The organism is Streptosporangium amethystogenes (genome assembly GCF_000721075.1).
Taxonomy (GTDB): Bacteria; Actinomycetota; Actinomycetes; order Streptosporangiales; family Streptosporangiaceae; genus Streptosporangium; species Streptosporangium amethystogenes.
The window spans coordinates 171,758-189,384 of record NZ_JOEQ01000012.1; the positions used below are offsets into that span (position 1 = coordinate 171,758).

The following is a 17,627-nucleotide window of genomic DNA, read 5'->3' on the forward strand; positions in this document are numbered from 1 at the left end:
TCGCGAAACCGGTTGCGCACGTTCCGTCACTGAAAATTCGGGCGTTCTTGCGCACGGCGGCGAGGCGGTTCCGTCACTTCTCGGGCCGCACCGTCACCTTCGCCGCCGCCTCGGGTCCCTCGGCCAGCAGGACCCGCAGACCGGCCTCGTCGAGGATCGGCACGCCGAGCTTCACCGCCTTGTCGAACTTGGAACCCGCGTTCTCCCCGACCACCACGAAGGAGGTCTTCTTCGACACCGACGCCGAGACCTTCCCGCCTCGGGTGGCCAGGGTCTCACCGGCCTCGTCGCGGGTGAAGTCGGCGAGCGTGCCGGTCACCACGAAGGTCAGCCCGGCCAGGGTCTGCGGGAGCTGCTCGGCCGGCGGGTCGTCGACCATCCGGACCCCGGCGTCCGCCCAGCGCTTGATGATCTCCCGGTGCCAGTCGACCTCGAACCAGTCGCGGATCGCCGCGGCCACCCGCGGGCCGACGCCCTCGACCGCGGCGAGCTCCTCCTCGGAGGCCTTCGCGATCGCGTGGATGGAACCGAACTCCGCGGCGATCGCCTGGGCGGTCGGGGGGCCGACATGCCGGATGGAGAGCGCGACGAGCACCCGCCAGACCGGCTGGCCCTTGGCCTTCTCCAGCTGCTCCAGCATCTTCTCGGCGTTCTTGCTCGGCTCGCCGCTCTGGTTGGCGAAGAAGGTGACGACCTTCTGCTCGCCGCTCTCCGGATCGGCCTTGGGCAGCCCGGTGTCGGGGTCGCGGACCACCGACCTGATCGGCAGCAGCTGCTCGATCGTCAGATCGAACAGGTCCGCCTCGGTGCGGACCGGCGGCTCCTGCGGTGGCAGCGGCTGGGTCAGCGCGGTGGCCGCCACGTAGCCCAGCCCCTCGATGTCGAAGGCCCTGCGACCGGCCGCGAAGAAGATGCGCTCGCGGAGCTGGGCGGGACACGCCCTGGTGTTGGGGCAGCGCAGGTCGGCGTCGCCCTCGTTCTCGTACGCCAGCTCGGTGTCGCACTCCGGGCAGCGCTCCGGCATCACGAACGCCCGCTCGGTGCCGTCGCGCAGGTCGACGACCGGGCCGACGATCTCGGGGATGACGTCGCCCGCCTTGCGCAGCACCACGGTGTCGCCGATCAGCACACCCTTGCGCGCGACCTCGGAGGCGTTGTGCAGCGTGGCCCGCTCGACGGTGGAGCCTGCCACCACGATCGGCTCCATGACCCCGTACGGCGTGACCCTGCCGGTGCGGCCCACCGCGACCTGGATGTCGAGGAGCCTGGTGTTGACCTCCTCGGGGGGATACTTGTAGGCGATCGCCCAGCGGGGGGCCCGGCTGGTGGAGCCCAGATTGTGCTGGAGCTCGATGCGGTTGACCTTGACCACGACGCCGTCGATCTCGTAGGCCGGGTCGTGACGGTGCTCGCGGTAGAAGCCGATGAAGTCGTTGATGCCCTCAAGGTCGTCGACGACCCGGTAGAGGTCGCTGACCGGCAGGCCGAACGCCGCGAGCCGATCGTAGATCTCCGACTGGGTGCGGGGTGGGGCGGTCCCCTCCCACTTGCCGATCCCGTGGACGATCATGTGCAGCGGCCGCTGCGCGGTGATGCGCGGATCCTTCTGCCGCAGGGAGCCCGCCGCGGAGTTGCGCGGGTTGGCGAACGGCGCCTTGCCCGCCTCGACCAGCTGCTCGTTGAGCTTCCCGAACTCCTCGACCGGGATGTAGACCTCGCCCCTGACCTCCACCAGGTCGGGCACGTCGTCGCCGGTCAGGCGGTGCGGCACGTTGGCGATCGTGCGGACGTTGGCCGTCACGTCGTCACCGACGCGACCGTCGCCCCTGGTGGCCCCCCTGGTCAGGCGGCCCCTCTCGTAGACCAGTGCGATCGCCAGACCGTCGATCTTCAGCTCGCACAGGTAGGGTGCGGGATCGCGCTCGGCCAGCCGCTCGGCCCTCGCCCGCCAGGCGGCGAGATCCTCGGCGTTGAAGGCGTTGTCGAGGCTCTCCATCCGCTGCAGGTGCTCGACGGGATTGAAATCGCTGGAGATCGGCGCACCGATCTTCTGGGTGGGGGAGTCGGGCGTGCGAAGGGTCGGGCTCTCCTCCTCCAGCTCGCGCAGCTCGCGCATCCACCCGTCGTACTGGGCGTCACTCACGGTGGGCGAGTCGAGCACGTGGTAGCGCCAGTTGGCCTCCTCGACCAGCTCGGTCAGCTCCGCGTGCCGCTCCAACGCCCGCACCGGCACGCCCTCGACCTCAGCGCCCATCGCCCGCCTCTCCCCTCGTCGTCGGCCAAGCCAAACGTATCCTTGAGCACCGACAATCCGTGCCCCTCCTTACCACGAGTTGGCACGCCCGCGGCCGGGATCACTGGCCGGGATCGTCCTGCAGCACCCGGGCGGCCTTGCGGCAGGTGGCCAGGGCCGCCCTGGCGTAGGCGGGCGAGGCCCCGGCCAGGCCGCAGGCCGGGGTGAGCACCACCTGCGAGGCCAGCGTCGCGGCGGGAAAGCCGAGACGGCGCCAGAGCTCGACGGCCGGTCCGGCGACCACGCCGACGTCGGGAAGTTTCGCGTCCACGCCCGGCACGACACCGAGGAACAGGGCCGTCCCCGCCTCGACCGCCTCGCCGATCGCGTCCTCGTCGCGCCTGTTCAACCGGTGGGCGTCGAGCGAGACGCCCGCCACCCCCGCCGCGCGCAGCACGCGGAAGGGCACGGCGGGGGCGCAGCAGTGCACGACGACGAACGTCCCCGCGGGGAACACCGCGCCGAGCCGCTCCGCGGCGACCTGGCGGTCGACGGCGGTCAGCCGCCCGAAGCCCGAGGCCGTCGGTACCGTGCCCGCGAGGACGCCGGGCAGCCCCGGCTCGTCGATCTGGACCACGATCTCCGAGGCGCCGGGCACCCTGCGGCGTACGTCGGCGATGTGCGCGGCGAGTCCCTCGGTCAGGGAGTCCACCAGGTCACGCACCGCTCCCGGATCGGCGAGCGTCTTGTCGCCGTACTTGAGCTCGACCGCTCCCGCCAGCGTCCACGGACCGCACACCTGGATCTTGAAGGGTCCCTGGTATCCCTGGGACGCCTCTTCCAGGGCGTCGAGGTCGCGTACCAGGTGGTCGCGGGCGCGCTTGAAATCGCGGCCCGGTCGGTCGGCGAACCGCCAGCCCGAGGGCTGCACCTCCACCGGCATCTCCAGCAGCAGCGAGGCGGTGCGCCCGATCATGTCGGCGCCGACGCCTCTGGCGGGCAACTCCGGCAGATACGGCAGCGCGGGTGACTCGCCGAGGACGACCCTGACCGCCTCGGCCTGGTCCTCTCCCGGATGCGACCCGATGCCGGTCGCGGTCGCCTCGCCCCACGGGTACTGGCTCATTGACTGCTCCTGGTTTCGCGTCGGGACATGGGTGATGCTCACCGGCGTCCGCCCGGCGCACCCACCCAGGCCAGCTTAGGACCGCCGGATTCCCGCACCCGCCCGAGTGACCTCCCCTCCCGCGATCCCACCGATCGATTCCCGGTGCCGGGGCGGTGTGTCAGCGGTGTGTCAGACGGAGGATCGCCGCCCTCGTTACCAGAAGCGACTTCGCCATTACTCCGATACGCAAATGAAACAGTCATCCCACCCTCGACAGGCGAAAAAACATGAAGAACGGATGAAAACGGTGATTCAGGTGAGCCTGATTTGATTTGATGGTGCTTGATCAATCGTTAAGTACCAGTAGAGAGATCTGAGCCGGAAAGGAACTCCATGGGCGATCTACACCCTTTGCTGCCGGAAGATCCGGAGCGCATCGGTGTTCACCTCCTGGTCGGCCGGCTCGTCGAAGATCCCACGCAGGCCGTCTACCTGGGTCATCTGCCGGACGAGGACACCCTCCGGGTGATCCGCGTGCTGGAAGCACGCCCGGGCGCCGACCCGGAGACCTGCGAACGGATCACAAACGAGTTGCACGCCGCCAGACGCGTGTCCGGCGCGCACACCGCCCGGCTCCTTGAGGTCGGCTGGTTCGACGACTCCCCCTACGTGGTCCGTGAGCATGTCGAGGGTCGTTCCCTGCGCGAGGCGGTGACCGCCGACGGACCGCTCAGCGGGGACACCCTGGAGCGACTCGCCGTCAGCACGCTCACCGCGCTCACGGCCGTCCACCTGTCCGGCCTCGTCCACGGCGGGCTCAGTCCCGACACCGTGCTCCTTGGTCCCGACGGTCCCCGCGTCTGCGACATCGGCCTCGGCGACAGCGGTTCCGAGCCGGGATACCGCGCTCCCGAGGCCCCCGAGCACGTCAGCCCGGCGTTCGCCGCCGGCACCGGTCAGGCACCGGTCCCGGCCACCGCGTCAGGAAGGCCCGCGGACCTCTTCGCCTGGGCCGCGACGGTCTGCTACGCGGCGACCGGGCAACCGCCTCTCCTTGATCGGCCCGAGACAGAGCGGGCCGACGCGGCGTCGGAGGGCCCGGTGAACCTGACCGGCGTCCCGTCGGGGCTCCGCTCCCTCATCGCCCTCTGCCTGGACAGCCGCCCGGAGGCCCGGCCCGACACCAAAGCGGCCATGCTGCGACTGCTCGGCGAGCAGCCCACGGAAGCACTCCTGCCGGCTCCCTCCCCTCCCACCGAGGGCGGCCCGAACATTCCCGGCGCGAACGCCGGCCCGCAGAACGGAGCCCTGTATCCGGCCTCGGTGCTGCCACCGGCGGCCCCGCTCTGGAGCACACCGCCGCTGCCGGGAAGCCCGCCCCCGCTGAGCGGGACGGTGATCGCCGAGCCCGCCAAGGAGCAGCGCAGGTCCGCGGGTTTCCCCCTCATGCTGGTGGCCGGTGTCGGCGTGGTCGCCCTGATGTCCGGCCTCGGCGTCTGGGCCGCCGGAAGCTACGCCTCGCTGGGCGACGTCGAACAGGCCGCCGCGAACGAAAAGGCCCCACTGGCGCTGGCGAGCCAGTGGCGGGGGCAGAGCGGTACGGATCCGGTCCAGGGTGGCGGAGATCCTCTCCAGGGAGGTACGGATCCCGGTCAAGGAGGTACGGGTCCCGGTCAGGGAGGTGGAGATCCGGGCCAGGGCGCCGCGGACGACCCGGCCAACCGGGTGACCGTGCCCTGGGGCGTGACACCGGAGCCGCGGGTGGGAGACGTCGGGCCGTTGCAGCTGTCCACCGATGCCCCCACCCCTCCGACGCTGAACCCGCTCACCTCGCCGCCGGCCGCAGTGCCGACGATTCCGGCCCCCACCGCGCCGATCACCGCACCGCCCCAGCCCCAGCCCCAGCCCCAGCCCCAGGCGACGGAGACGGAGAAGGCCAAGGAGACGCGGAAGGCCCGTCCGACGGAGAAGCCCAAGGAGACGCAGAGGCCGACTCCCGACCCCACCGAACCTCAGCGGACGCCACAACCGACGCCGAGCCAGACGCAGCAGGCCCCCCAGTCTCCGGCCCCGACCGAGCCCGAGCCGAGCCGGACGCAGGAGGCTCCCCGGTCTCCGGCCCCGACCCAGTCCAAGCCCGCTTCGTCGAAGCCGGCCACCAACCCCCCGGTCGTGAACCCGGAGGCACCCCCCGAGGCCAAGCCGACCACCGCCGCTCCGAAACCGACCGCGGCAGCGCAGCGTTCCAACCCCTACAGCCCGCAGCAGGTCTGCGGGGCGGGTTACTACGTGCAGCGGTCCGCCTCGTTCAGCGGCGGAACGACCTACCAGCTCTACAACACCTCCACCGGCACCAACTGCGCGGTCACGATGAAGACCGCCGACGTCGGGAAGGAGACGCAGATCTGGGCCACTCTGGAGGCCCAGGGCGGCGGTTCCAGGACCGAGCGGGGCAACTACAAGTACTACGCGGGCCCGGCCTACGTTCCCGCCAAGGGCAAGTGCGTGCGCATCTCCGGCGGCGGCCCCGGCGGCAGCACCAGCACGGGCTGGGCCAACTGCGGATGACCCCGAGGTGAACGCGGCAGGGGAGGGCACGTGATGCCGCTCTCCCCTACCGATGACGGTGAGGCCGGCGGATGCTCGCCGGCCTCCAGGAGCAGGTGAACGGGGCCGGGCCGCCCACGGTCATGTGATGGCGGAGACCCCGCCCAGCCCTCTGAGAGATGAAGAGCGCTGTCCGACGTCCAGCTGTTTCGGGGGTTTCAATGATCGGTGGGAAGCTTGTCGCGGGAGTGCTCGCAGTGACGATCATGACTCCCGTGCCCACCTCCGCGACGGGGACGGCCGACTGCTCTCCGCCCCGCGGGACGAAGAGCATCCGGGAGTCATGGGCCCAGCGGCGCTTCAACCTGCCGGAGGTGTGGAAGCTGACCAGGGGCGCGGGGGTGACGGTCGCGATCGTCGACAGCGGCGTGGACGTCACCCACCCGCAATTGTCGAAGATGGCCAGGTCGCTGATCGACCTCACCGGAACGGGCGGAGGCGACTGCATCGGGCACGGTACAGGGGTCGCGGGCATCATCGGGGGAAGCGAGATCAAGGGAGTGCCGTTCGCCGGCGTCGCGCCGGAGGCCGAACTGATATCCATCAAGCACACGGACAAGGACGTCGGAGAGGCGGGGCGGCTGGCCCACGCGATACTGCGGGCCGTCCGGCTCGGCGCCGACGTGATCAACGTGTCGGTCAAGGCGTACGACCAGCCCGACCTGAAGAAGGTGGTGGACTACGCCCTGGCCCAGGACGTGGTGATAGTGGCCGCCGCGGGCAACGTCTCCAAGGACGACGGCACCTCCACGCCCGCCTACCCGGCCGCCTATCCCGGAGTCATCTCCGTCGGCTCGGCCAACCCGGACGGCACCAGGGCCTCGTCCTCCAGCACCACCACCCCGGTCTCCGTGCTCGCCCCCGGCGTCGACATCACCTCGACCTCACCCGGCAGCGCCTACGCCGAGGGGCTGGAAGGCACCAGCTTCGCGGCGCCGTACGTCGCCGGGGTCGCGGCGCTGGTGCGCGCCCGTCACCCGGGGCTGGACCACCTGGCGGTGCAGCGGCGGATCAGGCTGACCGCCGGCGGCGGTGCCGGGGTCGGGACCGGCTCGGGAATGATCAACCCGCTGCTGGCCGTCTCGGCGATCCTGCCGTCGGAGACGGTGGCGATCGCTCCGGACGAGGCCGCCCCGCTGCCGGCCGACGCGATCCCGCGGATCCCGGTGGAGGACTCCCGCGGGACCGCGGTCGCCGCCTGGGTCGCCCTGGTCTCCCTCTCGCTGGCGGTCCTGGCCGTCCTGACCAGGCTGGTGACCCCACTGGGCCGGCGCCGGGGATGGCGGCCCGCCCGGATCGAGAGTGGCGGGTGAGCGCGCGATGAGTTCCGGCATCCGCCGTTCCCCGGCGAGAGCCGCGAGGTGGGAGTGACATGCAGACCCGTCGTGACCTCTACCAGGCGCACAAACTGATGGTCCAGCGCCTGAATCTGGCCCTGCTCCAGGGCGAGCCGGACCTGCCCGAGTCGCCGATGCGCAGGCTCAATGTGGCGATGTTCTGCGGTCTGCTGGTCGCGGTGCTGGTGACGGCCGGCTTCGGCATCGCCGGGCTGCTGTTTCCCGGTGGCGCGACCGCGCTCACCGAGCCGGGGACCGTGATCGTGGAGGAGGAGTCGGGGGCGATCCTCGTCTACAGCGCGTCACGGAAGGAGATGCTCCCGGTCGCCAACATAACCTCCGCCCGGCTGCTCCTGCGCGAGCAGGAGGTGACCGTACGCACCGTCAGCTCGGCCTCCCTGGCGGGCTTCCAGCGCGGCGTGATGGTGGGCATCTCCGGTGCCCCCCAGTCGCTGCCCGCCCCCGACAAGCTGGTCCGTACCCCGTGGTCGGCCTGTGTGGTGGAGAGCGCGGACGCCCGAGGCGAGCGCCGGCTGCACACCTCGCTGGTCGGCGGCCTGAACGTCGGAGGCCGCCCGATCGGGGCGGACAGCGCCATGGTCGTCGAGGAGGGGAACGAGACCTGGCTGCTCTGGTCGAACCAGCGGATGCTGGTACCGGTCGGCAATGTGCGGGCGCTGCCGGAAGGCGCGCGCCGCCAGGTCCCCGCGGCCTGGCTCAACGCGCTGCCCGTCGGACCTGACTTCCGCGGCCCGAAGGTGCCCGGCCTCGGCCGCGCGGCCCGCGGGCCCGGCGGGGAGAGGTCCGTGGTGGGCCGGGTGTACCGGGTGCCCGCGCTGGTCGGCGCTCCCGAGAAGTGGTACGTCCTGCTCTCCGATGGGCTGGCCGGCCTCAACCCCACCCAGGTCAACCTGCTGCTGCAGCACCCCGACAGCAAGAAGGCGTACGGCCGGCGGCAGGCGCTGCCGATCGAGACGGACGCCGCCAGCGTGAACGGGATGAAGGTGTCGGCCACCCGGATGGACTCCGGCGGGCTTCCCCCGACCATGCCGAAGATCATCACTCCGAATCCGACGGACCCGCTCTGCGCCGTCTACTCCGACACGGAGCGCGGCTCGACCCAGGCGACGCTGACGATCGAGAGCACGGTGCGGATACCCACGCCGCCGACGGGCCGGTTCAGCCAGGACGCGGTCGACCAGGTGGTGCTCCCGCCCGGCACCGGCGCCCTGCTGGGAGTGCTGCCGGGAAACGGCAGGCTGGACTCGGTCCAGTCGCTCTATCTCATCGGCGACCAGGGACGGCGGCACGCCATCCAGTCCCCGGAGGCGCTGGGAAGCCTCGGGTACGCGGTGGAGAACGTCGCCCCCCTCCCCGCGCAGCTCATGCTCCTGATCCCCGAGGGCCCGGTGCTCGATCCCGTGGCCGCGCGGAACCCCGTACGCGTGGAGCAGCCGTCGGCCGCCCGCCCCCAGCAGTGAGCGCGGGACCTGCCGTCCACGCGCTCACCGGGCGGCCCCGTCCTCGGGGTCCGGGTCCTCGTCGTCCAGACCCTCCTGGCGGAGCCCGCCAGGAGGCCGGTCCAGGTCAGAAGATGCCCAGGAATCCGCTCTTGGGCTGCTGAGCGGCACCCAGGTCCAACGAGGGGGAAAGGGTGCCGGAAGTGTAGCCGAATCCCGCGCTTCCGAAGTCGGGTACCTTGTCGCTCACGGCCTCCAGGCCGGGGAACAACGCCGCCTGGGAGGCGCTGTACATGTTCACGATGCCGAGAATCGTGGCGGCGACGAAGACCCCCTTCAGCTTCATCTTCATCACCGCCTGGAGACTCGTGCCGATGCTTCTGAGCGTCTGGGTGATCGCGATCTGCACGCCTACCCTCAAGGCGGGAACGAACGTGGAAGCCAGGGCTATGGTCGCCAGTACGCTCATGGTGGACGCGGCAAGGAACGCCACCCCGGCGCCGTAGTGGAAGATGAGCGCGGTCTGATCGACGGTGTCGCCGGCGCTGTTCCGGTGGTTCGCGAGCTTGTTCATCTCCCTGAGGAAGGTGTCCGAGGAGGAGTCGAACAGCTTGCGTGCTTCGCCCTTCCATCCCTCGGCCTCGGCCTTCGCCTTCAGCTCGGCTATCGTGATCTTTAGGGCGCCGAGATCCACGGACTCGCCCCCCAGCTTCGAGTCACGCCACTGATCTGCCAGCTTCTTCATCCCGGCGGGGTCGGAGATCATGCTGCCGATCATCAGAGCGATGGTCTTCGCAAGGGGGTTGACGAGGATGACCGCGGCGGAGGCGGCGGCCGCCGCCGCCGCGATGTAAATCGCCTTGTCTTCCTCATAACTCACGGCGAGCACCTTCCATCAGAGCAGCGGACCGTCAAAGACCGATTCTCGTCGATCATGACTCCTGCCCGAGCACCGCGGGAGCGACGTCGATGTCGTCCTCCCAGTCCCCCTCATCCCCCGAAAGGCCCGCGAGTGAGCTGTTGTTCTCCTTTCTCTGTTCACCACCGGCGCCGGCACCGCCCATCGGCATGAAGGGCATCCCCGACATACCGTTCGCTGCGGCCCCGCGCGCGCCGGCCAGCGGAGACTGCCCGCCGCCCGCGGCTCCGGACGAGTAGCCGGCGGAACGAGCGGAGTCTCCCGACCAGGTGCCGGCCTCCGGCACGCTCGGCTGCGACGTCGTCAGGTTGGCAGGGGTGTAACCCGCCAGGCCCGTCTTCCCGGGATCCGTCAGGCCGAGGTTCGGGGTGGCCGACGTGCCGACCGCGTTGCTCGGATCGAGGCCGGGGATGTTCGTGTCGGGGGCCTGTGGCAGGCCGGTGTTCAGCCCTGGAATGTCGGACGTGGGCAGGTTCGAATCGGGAAGGCCCGTGCTCGGCGTATCGATGTCGCGTGCTTCCAGGTTGGGCGTGGTCGGGTCGAGGCCGTCCATACCGGCGAGCTCTCTGTCGGGAAGGCCCGTATCAGGCAGACCTGTGCCCCCGAGGCCCGCACCATCGAGACCCGCACCACCGAGCCCCGCACCGTCGAGACCCGCACCACCGAGCCCCGAAAGATCGCTCTTCGGGGAAACGGCGCTCGCCTCCCTAACCTCCTTCAAGCTGGCCTTGATGTCCTTCTCCCGTTGCTCGATGTCATCGGCCATCGAGGCAAGGGCCGTCTTCCAGGAGTTCAGCACCTTCGCGCCGGCTTCGAGAGCCTGGACGGCGCTGTCGCGAGCCTGGTCGGTGGCACTCAGCAGTCCTATGCCGACGACGCCGAACGCGGGAAAGCCGATGCCCATCGCACCGGTCCTCTTCCCGAGTGACTCCAGGCCCGGCGCCTCCTTACCGAAGCCATTGCCGAGCGCTTTCAGCTCACTGGGCGAGTAGCCGATCTCCTTGCTCGTCGGGCCGAGGCCTGCCCCCGAAGCGATTCCGCTCATATCAGGCATGAGTTCGCCCATGTCCGCCCTTTCCCGTGCCGTGTCTACGCGAGCAGCGGAGGCGTGGTGGAGCCGCCGCTGCCCCAGACCTCGTCGTCCTCTAGGAGTTCGGTGCTGTTCTCGTGCTCCTGGCCCTTTTCGCCGCCCTGTCCATGGCCTGCTCCCCCGTACGGCATCATCGGCATGCCGGACGCCCCGCCGCGGGTTCCGGAGAGGGCGCCGGCACCGCCCGCTCCCCAGAGCCCCGCACCGCTCACTCCCGACCCGCCCGTTCCCGCACCGCCCGACGTGCCGATGCCCGACACGCCGTTCGCCGACAGACCGGTCGTCACGGGGTTCGCCGGTCCGGTCAGTCCCGTATCGTTCAGGCCGCTGAGCCGGGTCTCGCCATCCGGTACGGACAGGTCCTGGCCGGACGTCCCGGTACCGCCGGGGAACTCCACGGACGGGTCCGAGCCGTTCCCGTCCAGCCCGGATGGGCCGGACGGCTGGATGAGGCCGGGAGTCCCGGCGTCCGGGCCCGGTCCGAACAGATCCGCCCCTTCCCCGCCCGGTCCGCCGGCACCGTTCGTATCGAGTGCCGACGAGACCAGGTCGTACGGTCCCAGCCCCGCCTGTCCCGAGCCGGGCAGGTCATCCATGCCGCCCGAGCCGTACGGGTCACCCGTGCCGCCCGAACCGTATGGCGAGACCGATCCGGTTGCCCCGCCGGGAAACCCCCCGGGGGAGAAACCTCCCGGCTTGAAATCGGGGATCTCCAGCGGGGTCGGGGTGGGAAACCCCAACTGCACGGAACTGGGGAGCAGCGCGTAGTGCTCGGCGATCCTCTCGTTGACCTCGTAGAACTTGTCCCTGGCCCGGTCCTCCACCCGGTATGCCCCGTAGAAGGGGACCATGTCCGCCCAGTCGGTGTCGTGGTCCGACCGTGAGTCCTCGCCCCTCTTCACGACGATGTTCTGCATGGCCCAGGCGAGGGTGTCCGCGTAGCGATGCAGAGGCGGGCCCATCTTCCCCATCTCGGCCGCCAGATCGCGAATGGTCGCGTGCAGGAACTGCAGCTGTTTCTGTGTCTCCGCACTCGCCGGCCCCCGGTAGTGGCCGGCCAGGTCCACGGCCTTGTTCTTGAGCTCTCGCGCGGCGTTCTCAAGCAGGGCCTGGGCGGCGAGGTAGTAGTCACCGGCCCGGCGCACCGAATCCGGATTGGTGTTGTCGATCCAGTTCTTGATCTTGTCCAGGGAACTGTGGAAGAGGGAGAGCGTGAGTGTTTCCTTGGGCAGGCTGATGCTGGTCCGGTTGGGCGACGTCGGTTCTGTTTCCGCCATGGTGGCTCCCCGTCAGACGTCGCGCCGGGTGCCCGGCTCCAGATTGGCCTGCTCGGCGGCGGTGTTGGTCTTGGCGATGTCAAGGACCGCCTCGATGACCGCGCCGTACTGCCGGATCAGCGACGAGTAGACGCCGCCGGACCCCTTCGTATCACCGATAAGCGTCGCGTAGGCGGTGTTGACCGAGATCGCGAACTGCTGCGCGGTCAGCCACTCACCCAGCTGGGCGGGACCGATCGCGCACTGGAGCCGGACGTCCGGCAGCGACCCGGCGCCGGGGGGCGGTCCCGGCAGCGGCGGGGACGTGGTTCCCGCGGCGTGGGCGACCGATGTCGCCGGCGGCTGTGTGGGCGTCTTCAGCGCCTTCAGCGACTCTTCCAGCTCGCCCGCGATCCGCTTGATCTCGGTCGAGTCCCACTTGGGTTCGTTGCCCTTCACCGTCAGGCCGGGCCAGTCCTTGTCAAGCTCGATCGCCATGCCGTGCCTTTCCCGGATCCGTGGCGGATCCACCGATGAGCGCGGAGGTCGCGTCGGGGCGCGAACCCCAGACGTCGTTCTCCTCCGTCAGCGGACTGAACCTCTCGGACTCCTGGGCGCTCTCGCCACCGGCCCCGCCGCCCATGAACGGCATCATCGGCATGCCGTTCATTGTTCCCCGTGCCATCGCGGCGTAGGACGGCACGACCGTCCCCGAACCCGCTCCGGGGGTGCCCAGTACCGGCGGAACCGACGTGACGGGAGGAGCGACGGTCGTCGTCGGCCCGATGACCCCGACCGGATTCTGCTGGATCACCGGGACCGCCACCGGGTTCTGTGGGACGAAGCTCGCCACCTCGGTGCTTTGGGGGTCGTCGCCGCCCGGCGTACCGTCCGTTCCGTCGAGCACCGCGGGGACGGTTCCGTCGTCCGGTGAGTTCTGGGCCGTACCGGCCTCGTTCGCGGCGTCGGCCGCGGTGGACGGATCCTGCCCGTTCGTCCCGGTGGAGCCGTCCGAACCCGAGCCCTCGTTCCCGGAACCGCCCGGATCAGAACCGCCCGGATCAGAAGTATCCGTCCCGGGACCGCCCGCGCTCGAACCACTCGGACCTGAACCATCCGGACCTGAACCACTCGGACCTGAAGCGCCCGAGCCTGAAGCGCCCGTACCCGAGGTCGAGCCTGACCCGTCCCGGCCCACACCGCCGGTCGCGGAACCGCCCGTCCCCCCGCTCCCCGTTCCGGCCCCCGGTGATCCCTCCCCGGACGGCGGACGGCCGTTCTGGTACGGGTCGCCCTGCCGGTACACAACGGTGGAGTAGACGTGGTCACCCGACGGTATTGTCACGACCGGCAGGTCGTAGGAGATCTCCGTGGGCACCTTGTGGTAGAGATCGACGATCTGAGAGTTCAGTGTGCGCAGCACCTGACGGGCCGCGACCGTACCGTCTTCGACCTCGGGCAGGAGCTGCGGCTCGGTCGGTAGCCTCGTGGGCGTGGTCCCGATCTTCTTGGGGAAGGTCCGCAACAGCTCGTCGGTGGACTTGAGGTCCTCGATCTTCTTGCGGGCCTCCGGGAGATAGACCCCGCCGTACAGCCTGAGGACCTCCGCCATCTTCTCCATCGTGGAGACCAGTTCCCCGGCGGTGGAGTGCAGCATCTGCAGTGCCTTCTGCACCTCGGCGGATGCCTCACCGCGCCACGACTGACTGAGTTTCGTCGCGGCCGAGGGCAGTGCGTCGCGGAGGGTGCCGATCGTGCTCGCGGCGTGCGTGTAGGCGAACCCCGCGTCGTCCACCATCATCGGCAGGGTGTCCCGCAGCCACTGCTCGATCTGGCTCCTCGACGCGGTGACCTCGCCCTGATCGGGCGCCGCGTTGGTGGCACGGATCGGCCGGCTCCCTGAATCGCTGCCCACAACGCCCCTTTCCTAGGCGTCCGCGCCGTTTCCTCGGTGGGGATCGGCCCTGTCATACTCGTCGGCGTTCGCGCGGATCGCCTTGATGGCCTCTTCGTACCGCGTCATGAACAGCTGGTAGACATACCGCAGCGCCGCGTTCCCCTGTTCGAGGGAGGCGACCCCGCCGGGGTCGGGAATCATGCCGACGGATCTGGCGAACGCGCTCGCCTGCGGCCAGGACCCCAGTTCCCGCTCGGTCAGCCCGCCGTTGACCTGCACGCTCTTCAGTGACCCCGTGGTGTATCCCTCGTCGTGGGCCGCCCCCTTGAGGGGGCCGAGATGCAGCTCCAGCTCCTCCGCGACCTTCCGCATCAGCGCGGTGTCGTATTCGAGCTCCGCCTTACCGTCCAGCCCGGGCCAGCCTGGGGCACCGTCCATGGAGGCTCTGCTCACGTTTTCCCCTCGAAGAAGACGAACGGTCCCCGGCCATCGCGTCATGCTCGATGGCCGAGACCAGCGTGAGACGCGTACCGACCGTGTCAGCCGCCCCAGATGGCCCTGTTACGCGCCTCGGCCGCCTTGTAGTTCTCGTTCGCGGTACCGAGGGCGGCCACAGCGCTGTTCAGCTGGTTTCCCATCTCCCGCTCGGCGGCATCCCAGATCTTGCGGTGATCCTCGAAGAAATTCGCCGCACCGCCCTCCCAGCTGCCGCCCAGCACTGCTGCGAGCTTGGTGATGAGGTCGTCGGTGGCTTTGTCCATGGCCGTGACGACCTTCAGGAGGCCCTCCTGAGCCAGCTCCATCTGGACGAAGTTAACCTTCGTGTAGTCGTCGGACATGCTGATCTCCGTTCTCGATCATGGATAGAGCAGGTTCACCTCACGGTGCCGCTAGCTCCTGGGGGCGTTGATGAGAGCGTCGACCCTGCCGATGCCTGCCTGCACGTCCTGGTCCGCCGCGCTGTAGACGATGGAGTTGTCGCCCATCTTCCGGGCGATCTCCTCCAGATCCTGTCGCACGATCACCATCTGCTCGTCCCAGACGCGCATGGCGCTGACGAACTTGGCAGACGCCGGGCCGAGCCAGCCCGAGCTGGTCAACTCCAGAGTCGTGGTCTCGACACCCTTGCGCAGACCCTCGACATACTGCGCGGTGTCAACGACCAGCTCGGATCCTTTTTGGATCTGTGACGCACTCGCGCCGAAAAACTCCGTCACCGGCCACCTCCGTGACATAAGCCTGCTTTGTCGCGACGATGCCGTGCCCCACCGGCCGTACACGTATAAAGCCACATATGCGAACAGAAAGGGCCATAGCCGCGAACATCATCAAACGGCATGTTAGCTAGCTGATGCAACATACCTAACATGAATGCATGTCAAGCTCAGATAACACTTTGGACACACTAAGAAAAACGCGCAGGCCAGAGGTGCGCGGGCGGTGCTGGTGCCCAACGTGATCGGTACGGAGCCGGTCAGATCACGACTGAGGGCCGCGGCGGTCCGGGGCGCTACTCAAGCCTCCGGCGAATGCGGTCGAGCTCGCCCATCGCATCCTCGAACGTCCGCTGGTAGACGGCCTCTGCGGACTTGAGCCGGTCCGTCGCCACGTCCGGGTCGGCGATGAACTTCATCGGGTTCATCTCCTCGCCGAACGTCTCGCCCATCGCCGCGCTCATCCGCACCTGCAGGTCCTGGGAGGCGTCCTGGAGGACCGCCTTTATCTTCTCCGCGAGCTCGGACGAGCTCAGCCGCATCGCCTTGGGGTGGATGTCGAGCGTACGCAGCCCCTCGGCCGTGTATTCCACCGTGACCAGTTCGTCCTCGTCCTGGGCACGCCCCACCAGTTTGGCCATGTCCTCCTGCAGGCTCCCCATCCGGGCGATCTGCGAGTCCGCGTCATTCAGCAGCTTGTCGATATCGATGTTCGCGAAATCCCCGAATTCCCTCATCGAGGGTCCCCTCCCCGGGCATCATTTACCCCACGGGTAACAGGCGGTCAGTTTCCGGGCAACCTAGCCGCCCTTCCCGCGGGGTGGCAATACGGCCGGGATCACGAGGGCCGACGCCGGAGCCTGTCCAACTCCGCGAAACCCCCGACCTTCCGCGGTCACGCCGACGACAACGCGATGCCGAGTGGCTTCGAGCGGATCGCCCCCGGGCAGGACAAGCCCATGCCCTACGGGCAGTGGCTCAGCCGGCCAGGCCACGTACCCAGGAGTAGACGTCCAGCACGCCGAGGGCGAGCGGGAACAACGCGACGAGCAGCAGGGTCTCCACGATGTCCCCGGCCCTGCCCCAGAACGGGGACGGTTTCCCACGCGGCAGCGACAGGCCGATGCCCGCCGGGATCGCCGCGGCCCAGAACACCCCCGTCGTCACACCGACCGCCATCAGGCCGCCCCCGGCGACGGCCTCCGAGATCGCGAAGAGGGCGATCCCCCCGATGCCGGCGCTCATCAGCCAGAGCCGCTGGCCAAACCCCTGGAAGACCCGGGCTCGCATGAGGAAGGTCAGCGACAGGGGCAGCATGGTGGCCGTGGCGATCCAGCGCGGGTCCAGCGCCAGATAGATCTGGGCCGCCAGCCCCGTCAACGCGGTCGCCACCACGAATCCGGTCGCGTACTGCCGGGCCTGACCGGCGCGTTCCCCGACGGCCACGCCGTCGACCTGCTGGTTGTCGCTCCGCAACTCCTCCGCGTTGGTGGGCATCGAGGGCATCGGCATCCCGGCGAGCCGGAACGACATCGTCGAGATCAGCGGGCCGAACGCCAGCATGACCGTGACGGTCACCACGGCGACTCCCTGAGCGGGAGCACCGGAGAACAGCACGACGGCGGCTCCCGCCGCCCCGGCCGCCGCGGCCACGGCGGAGCCGAGGAAACCGGGCACGCCGTCGGCGACCGCGACGAGACCGAGGGTCGCGACGAGCACGGTGACGGCGAACGCCGACAGCAGGTGGGGCGCGCCCAGCCCGCTCAGCCCTCCGGTTCCCAGCGGCGCGAGGAGTCCCGCGAGAAAACCGTAGGGCAGCGCCGCGTATCCGATCAGCGCACCCGCCCCGGAGTCGCCCACCGCCCGGGACAACACGGCGCCCGCGGCGATCAGGAGGACCGCGAACACCCCGGAGAGCACGGCGGGAACCGTCCACGGCGGCCCCGCCAGCATCAGCGACAGGGTTCCGGTGACCAGGAGTACCACCGCGAGCCCCACCCCCGCCAGGCGGGTGTGCTTCGGGTCCCACTTTCCGGGGCCGTCCTTCACCCTGGTGGCGACCACGTCGGCCACGTCGTCGAACAGGGCCGGCGGCAGGATGGAATCGCGGGGCCGAAGGTAGAGCACCTCACCGTCGAGCACCCCCAGAGCCCCCAGGCTCTGACCGATGTCCAGCGGGGCGCCGCCGAGCCGCTGGAGCACCCATCCCGGAGCCGTCACGGAGTCGCCCGCCGGCTCGCCCATCGCCTGCAGCAGGCCCGGCAGGATGTGCGGCAGCGGAAGGTCGGCCGGTAGCGCCAGGTCCGCCTTCCCCCTGGGGGCCACCACCGTGACATGACACAGTGCGGGCAGTGGAGCGGCGACCCGGGCCAGCGCGGTCTGAGGCATCAATCCCGGAGCGGGCGGTTGAGTCAGTGAACTCACGATTGTCCTCCGTCCCCCCGTGAACGTCACAGACATCACGGATACGCCGGATACGGTAGCGGGCGAGAATGGATCATACGCG

At 69.7% G+C, this 17,627-nt stretch carries 15 protein-coding genes; 3 read left to right on the forward strand and 12 right to left on the reverse strand.

The features are described from left to right. Nucleotides 1-73: 73 nt before the first annotated feature. Complete coding sequence (gene ligA / locus IG98_RS0119270; protein WP_030913711.1) at nt 74-2,254, reverse strand: NAD-dependent DNA ligase LigA; 2,181 nt, start codon at nt 2,252-2,254, stop codon at nt 74-76. A gap of 100 nt (nt 2,255-2,354) precedes the next feature. Then, nucleotides 2,355-3,359 (reverse strand): methionine synthase, encoded by a 1,005-nt coding sequence (locus IG98_RS0119275; RefSeq protein WP_030913713.1) that lies wholly within the window; start codon nt 3,357-3,359, stop codon nt 2,355-2,357. Between the two features lie 375 nt (nt 3,360-3,734). Between IG98_RS0119275 and IG98_RS47045 the strand changes: the two genes are divergently transcribed. From IG98_RS47045 to eccB, 3 genes are all read left to right on the forward strand, one after another. Continuing rightward, on the forward strand, nt 3,735-5,909 hold the full coding sequence (locus IG98_RS47045) for a protein kinase domain-containing protein (protein ID WP_084195489.1): 2,175 nt from the start codon (nt 3,735-3,737) through the stop codon (nt 5,907-5,909). Between the two features lie 245 nt (nt 5,910-6,154). Next, entirely contained in the window at nt 6,155-7,261 is a 1,107-nt protein-coding gene (locus IG98_RS0119285) for a S8 family serine peptidase (protein ID WP_245651633.1), read from the forward strand. A gap of 59 nt (nt 7,262-7,320) precedes the next feature. Continuing rightward, nucleotides 7,321-8,766, forward strand: a complete 1,446-nt coding sequence (gene eccB / locus IG98_RS0119290; protein ID WP_030913719.1) for a type VII secretion protein EccB — start codon at nt 7,321-7,323, stop codon at nt 8,764-8,766. A gap of 106 nt (nt 8,767-8,872) precedes the next feature. Here eccB and IG98_RS0119295 read toward each other — a convergent pair whose 3' ends face one another. The 10 genes from IG98_RS0119295 to eccD all read right to left on the reverse strand — a co-directional run bounded on the left by IG98_RS0119295 (nt 8,873) and on the right by eccD (nt 17,509). Beyond that, a complete protein-coding gene (locus IG98_RS0119295) occupies nt 8,873-9,625 on the reverse strand; it encodes a hypothetical protein (protein ID WP_157594411.1) in 753 nt (250 codons plus the stop codon). A 52-nt stretch (nt 9,626-9,677) separates the two neighbouring features. Then, on the reverse strand, nt 9,678-10,730 hold the full coding sequence (locus tag IG98_RS0119300; protein WP_030913722.1) for a hypothetical protein: 1,053 nt from the start codon (nt 10,728-10,730) through the stop codon (nt 9,678-9,680). 23 nt (nt 10,731-10,753) lie between these two features. Further along, nucleotides 10,754-12,031, reverse strand: a complete 1,278-nt coding sequence (locus tag IG98_RS0119305; protein ID WP_030913724.1) for a hypothetical protein — start codon at nt 12,029-12,031, stop codon at nt 10,754-10,756. Nucleotides 12,032-12,043: 12 nt separating this feature from the next. After that, complete coding sequence (locus IG98_RS0119310) at nt 12,044-12,508, reverse strand: hypothetical protein (protein ID WP_030913726.1); 465 nt, start codon at nt 12,506-12,508, stop codon at nt 12,044-12,046. Next, nucleotides 12,492-13,925, reverse strand: coding sequence for a WXG100 family type VII secretion target (locus IG98_RS47050; RefSeq protein WP_051752451.1), 1,434 nt, complete (start codon nt 13,923-13,925; stop codon nt 12,492-12,494). The genes IG98_RS0119310 and IG98_RS47050 overlap by 17 nt, the downstream gene beginning before the upstream one ends. Before the next feature lie 12 nt (nt 13,926-13,937). Continuing rightward, nucleotides 13,938-14,360, reverse strand: a complete 423-nt coding sequence (locus IG98_RS0119320) for a hypothetical protein (RefSeq protein ID WP_157594412.1) — start codon at nt 14,358-14,360, stop codon at nt 13,938-13,940. 86 nt (nt 14,361-14,446) lie between these two features. Then, a complete protein-coding gene (locus tag IG98_RS45040) occupies nt 14,447-14,746 on the reverse strand; it encodes a WXG100 family type VII secretion target (RefSeq protein WP_037970754.1) in 300 nt (99 codons plus the stop codon). 51 nt (nt 14,747-14,797) lie between these two features. Next, the gene (locus IG98_RS0119330) at nt 14,798-15,124 is read right to left on the reverse strand and encodes a WXG100 family type VII secretion target (RefSeq protein WP_030913732.1); all 327 of its coding nucleotides are present in this window, start codon (nt 15,122-15,124) and stop codon (nt 14,798-14,800) included. Between the two features lie 293 nt (nt 15,125-15,417). Continuing rightward, nucleotides 15,418-15,858 carry a YbaB/EbfC family nucleoid-associated protein gene (locus tag IG98_RS0119335; protein WP_030913734.1) on the reverse strand — a complete coding sequence of 147 codons (441 nt, stop codon included), beginning with the start codon at nt 15,856-15,858 and terminating at the stop codon, nt 15,418-15,420. A gap of 241 nt (nt 15,859-16,099) precedes the next feature. Further along, on the reverse strand, nt 16,100-17,509 hold the full coding sequence (gene eccD, locus IG98_RS0119340) for a type VII secretion integral membrane protein EccD (RefSeq protein ID WP_063766241.1): 1,410 nt from the start codon (nt 17,507-17,509) through the stop codon (nt 16,100-16,102). Nucleotides 17,510-17,627: the final 118 nt, after the last annotated feature.